5 protein-coding genes and 1 pseudogene are annotated in these 4,098 nt (G+C 67.2%); 2 read left to right on the forward strand and 4 right to left on the reverse strand.

What is annotated here, in order from left to right; translation table 11 throughout:
• From AC1DOC_RS26625 to AC1DOC_RS26640, 4 genes and pseudogenes are all read right to left on the reverse strand, one after another.
• On the reverse strand, positions 1 to 415 hold a 415-nt coding region (locus AC1DOC_RS26625), incomplete at its 3' end, for a Phenylacetic acid catabolic protein (RefSeq protein WP_478130824.1).
• Positions 416 to 456: 41 nt separating this feature from the next.
• Positions 457 to 1,767 carry a phenylacetate--CoA ligase PaaK gene (paaK, locus tag AC1DOC_RS26630; RefSeq protein ID WP_478079091.1) on the reverse strand — a complete coding sequence of 437 codons (1,311 nt, stop codon included), beginning with the start codon at positions 1,765 to 1,767 and terminating at the stop codon, positions 457 to 459.
• Between the two features lie 14 nt (positions 1,768 to 1,781).
• The gene (gene paaI, locus AC1DOC_RS26635) at positions 1,782 to 2,225 is read right to left on the reverse strand and encodes a hydroxyphenylacetyl-CoA thioesterase PaaI (RefSeq protein WP_478079090.1); all 444 of its coding nucleotides are present in this window, start codon (positions 2,223 to 2,225) and stop codon (positions 1,782 to 1,784) included.
• Positions 2,226 to 2,606: 381 nt separating this feature from the next.
• Positions 2,607 to 3,044, reverse strand: a pseudogene (locus AC1DOC_RS26640) (enoyl-CoA hydratase-related protein); the annotation flags it as partial.
• A gap of 197 nt (positions 3,045 to 3,241) precedes the next feature.
• Here AC1DOC_RS26640 and AC1DOC_RS26645 point away from each other — a divergent pair.
• Both AC1DOC_RS26645 and AC1DOC_RS26650 read left to right on the forward strand, forming a co-directional pair.
• Complete coding sequence (locus AC1DOC_RS26645; RefSeq protein WP_478079088.1) at positions 3,242 to 3,844, forward strand: phenylacetic acid degradation protein PaaY; 603 nt, start codon at positions 3,242 to 3,244, stop codon at positions 3,842 to 3,844.
• A 64-nt stretch (positions 3,845 to 3,908) separates the two neighbouring features.
• A partial coding sequence (locus tag AC1DOC_RS26650) for a helix-turn-helix domain-containing protein (RefSeq protein WP_478130825.1) occupies positions 3,909 to 4,098 on the forward strand: 190 nt, incomplete at its 3' end.

Consider the following 4,098-nt stretch of genomic DNA (forward strand, 5'->3'; position numbering starts at 1 on the left):
TGGGGTAGTTGAAGATCGAGCTGTACTTGGCCTTACCGCTGTGCAGCGCATCGAACATCTGGTCGCGCGAGGTGCCCAGCGTTTCGGCGGCCGCGTACAGGTACAGSCCGTGGCCGSCYTCGTCCTGSACCTTGGCCAKSAGGATGGCCTTGCGCTTGAGSSTGGGSGCGCGGSMGATCCAGTTGSCTTCSGGCWGCATGCCGAYRATCTCCGARTGCGCRTGCTGSSWGATCTGGCGCAMCAGSGTCTTGCGGTAGTGCTCGGGCATCCAGTCCTTCGCCTCGATGAAGTCGCCGGCGTCGATGTGCGCGTCGAAGCGCTCCTCGAGCCGCATTTCCTCGGCGGAGCGCACGGCTTTCTTCTGCTTGCCGTCGCCTGCGTCCTTGCCCATGGTGTCCATTGCCTGGGTGTACATGTGCGTGTCCTTTCTGTGCGGTGTGTGGGCGCGCGGGCGGCTCAGCGCGGGCGCGTGTCGATCACGCGGCGGGCCTTGCCGGTCTGCGTGCGTTCCATTTCGTCGGGGCCGTGCACGACCACGCGGGTGGAGATGCCGATGAGCGTCTTCACGCGTTGCTGCACCCAGTCGGAGATGGCGTTGCGGTCGGCCGCGGCGGCCTCGTGCGGTGTGAGTTCGCAGTGCACCTCGACCTGGTCGAGCAGGCCTTCGCGGCTCACGCGCACCTGGTAGAGGCCGGTGAGCGCGCTGTGCGCGAGCACGATCTCTTCGACCTGCGTGGGAAAGACGTTGACGCCGCGGATGATCATCATGTCGTCGCTGCGCCCGACGATCTTGCCCATGCGGCGGAACGAACGCGAGGTGGGCGGCAGCAGGCGCGTGAGGTCGCGCGTGCGGTAGCGCACGATCGGCATGGCCTCCTTGCTGAGCGAGGTGAAGACCAGCTCGCCTTCCTCGCCATCGGCCTTGAGCTCGCCGGTGTCGGGGTCGATGATCTCGGGATAGAAGTGGTCTTCCCAGATCACGGGGCCGTCCTTGCTCTCGACGCATTCGCTGGCCACGCCCGGGCCCATCACTTCGGACAGGCCGTAGATGTCGACCGCATCGAGGCCGGCCTTGGCTTCGATGTCGCGGCGCATGGCCTCGGTCCACGGCTCGGCGCCGAAGATGCCGATCCGGAGCGAGCTGTCCTTGGCATCGAGGCCCTGCCGCTCGAACTGCTCGATGATCACCTGCATGTAGCTGGGCGTGACCATGATGATGTCGGGCTTGAAATCCTGGATCAGCTGCACCTGCTTCTCGGTCTGGCCGCCCGACATCGGGATGACGGTGCAGCCCGCGCGCTCGGCGCCGTAGTGCGCGCCCAGGCCGCCCGTGAAGAGGCCGTAGCCGTACGACACGTGCACCATGTCGCCGGCACGGCCGCCCGCCGCGCGGATGGAGCGCGCGACGAGGTCGGCCCAGGTGTCGATGTCCTTCAGCGTGTAGCCGACCACGGTCGGTTTGCCGGTGGTGCCCGACGAGGCATGGATGCGCGCCACCTGCGCGCGCGGCACGGCGAACATGCCGAAGGGGTAGTTGTCGCGCAGGTCGGTCTTCACCGTGAACGGAAACTTCGACAGGTCGGCCAGCGACTTCAGGTCGCCGGGGTGCACGCCCTTGGCATCGAAGGCCTTGTGGTAGTGCGGCACGTGGTCGTAGGCGCGCTGCAGCGTGGCGCGCAGGCGCTGGATCTGCAGCGCGGTGATCTCGTCGCGGCTCGCGGTTTCGATGGGCTCGAGCTCGCCGGGGGCAGGGTGTCTGGCTGTCATGGGCTTGTGTCTCCTCAGGCGGCAACGGCGGGGCGGCCCTTGGCGGTGTAGGAGCGGCCGCGGAACATGGCGATGCGCTCGCCGCGCTGGTTGGTGATCTCGGTGTCGTACACGCCGGTGCGGCCGGCCTTCGACACTTCGAAGCAGCGCGCGGTGAGCACGTCGCCTTCGCGGGCCGGTGTGATGAAGTCGATCGAGAAGCCCGAGGCCACCGTGAGCTCGTTGTACGAGTTGCAGGCGAAGGCAAAGGTGGAGTCGGCCAGCGTGGCCATGAAGCCGCCGTGGCAGATGGCGTGGCCGTTGAGCATGTCGGTGCGCACGCGCATCTCGAGCGTGGCCTGGCCGGGGCCGACCTCGACGATGCGCATGCCGAGGCCCTTGGAGGCGTTGTCGTTCGCGAACATGCCGTCGCGGACGTACTCGGCGGTTTGCTGGGGGGTGCGGGTGGTGTCGGTCATTCTTGGGTTCCGCCTGTGCCGGGCTTGGGGTGTCTTGTTTCTTGGCGCTGTTGTTTTTGTTGTCCGCGTTGTTCGGGGCGCGTGCACAGGCCACCGGGTACTCCCCTCCGCGAATGTCCCCCGGCTTCGCCTCCTCCTTTATTTCGCTGCGGGGAGCACCCGATGCCCTGTGCACGGTGGGCGCGGCTCTTGTGCCGGCCGATCAACCAATGCTCTGTCCAACGCWCCCGCTGATGGGGTGCCTTGCGCAGCGAAATCAAGGGGGAGGCCGCAGGCCGGAGGACATTCGCGGAGCAAGGTACCCCGTCGGCGGGAGCGCGCCCYGAACAGCAGCGCCCTGTATGACCGACAACACGACGCAAAGAAAAGCAGGATGTCATCTCAGCGGTCCTTGAACACCGGCGCGCGCTTGGCGCGGAAGGCCTCGACGCCCTCGCGGTAGTCGCCAGCGTTGCCCATCTCGCGTTGGATGCGTGCTTCTGCGGCCAGCGCTGCATCGAGGTCCAGGCCCTGTGCCGCCGCCATGGCCTGGCGCGTGGCGACCAGGGCGCGGGTCGGCATGCCGGCCAGCTTCGAGGCGAGCGCGGCGGCCGTTTCGGGCAGTGCCGCGTCGTCCACGCACTGCCAGATCAGGCCGATGCGCGCGGCCTCCTCGGCCGGCAGCTTGTCGCCCAGCATCGCCATGCCCAGCGCGCGCGCCGAGCCCACGAGCCGCGGCAGCAGCCAGGTGCCGCCGGTGTCGGGCACGAGGCCGATCCTGGTGAAGGCCTGGATGAAGCTGGCCGAGCGGCCGGCCACGACAAGGTCGCAGCACAGCGCCCGCGGGGCGGTTGAGGCTCAGCGTGCGAACGGCACCGGCATCGCTGGTGAGAACTAAAGGTTCTGGCATGGGCTTGTCTCTGATCCTTAAACACTATTGACCGACCGTCCGGTAGATTTTAAGATCGAGCCCGATGCCAGCACAAGCGGGTGGCTTCAGGGCAAACCCTGAGCCCGCAACAAAGGAGACCGATCGAATGCCCAGCTACTCCATCGACGGCGTGATTCCCGTCGTCGACCCGACGGCTTATGTGCACCCCAGCGCCGTGCTGATCGGCGACGTGATCGTCGGGCCCGGCTGCTATGTCGGCCCCTGCGCCAGCCTGCGCGGCGATTTCGGCCGCATCGTGCTGCAGGAGGGCTCCAACGTGCAGGACCACTGCTGCATCCACGGTTTCCCGGACCAGGACACGGTGGTCGAGGTCAACGGCCACATCGGCCACGGCGCGATCCTGCACAGCTGCATCGTGCGGCGCGACGCGCTGGTGGGCATGAATGCGGTGGTGATGGACGAGGCCGAGATCGGCGAGCAGGCCATCGTGGCGGCCTGCGCCTTCGTGCCGGCCGGCATGAAGGTGCCGGCGCGCTCGCTGGTGGCGGGCATTCCGGCCAAGGTGAAGAAGATGCTGAGCGAGGAAGAAATCGCCTGGAAGCTCGAAGGCACGCAGACCTACCAGGCGCTCACCATGCGCAGCCTGGCCAGCCTGCGCGAGGTCGCGCCGCTGCAGCAGATGGAGTCCGATCGGCCACGCCTGCCCGCCACCGAGGTGCGCTCGCTGATCGCGACGCGGCGCGGCTAGCTTCGTGCAAGATCGCGGGTTGCCCGCAACAACTGCCAATCAATCAAGGAAGAAAGAAGACCCGATGCCGCGTGGAAGATCCGCCACCTATGACGACCAGCGCGAGTTCATCCTTGCGCAGGCCGCCCAGCTGTTCGCGCGCCGCGGCTATCCCGCCACCTCGATGAACCAGGTGGCCGAGGCCTGCAATCTCTCGAAGGCCACGCTCTACCACTACTACAAGGACAAGAGCAGCCTCCTGATCAGCATTGCCG

The sequence above is a fragment of the Variovorax sp. 01T439_2 genome (assembly GCF_056398445.1).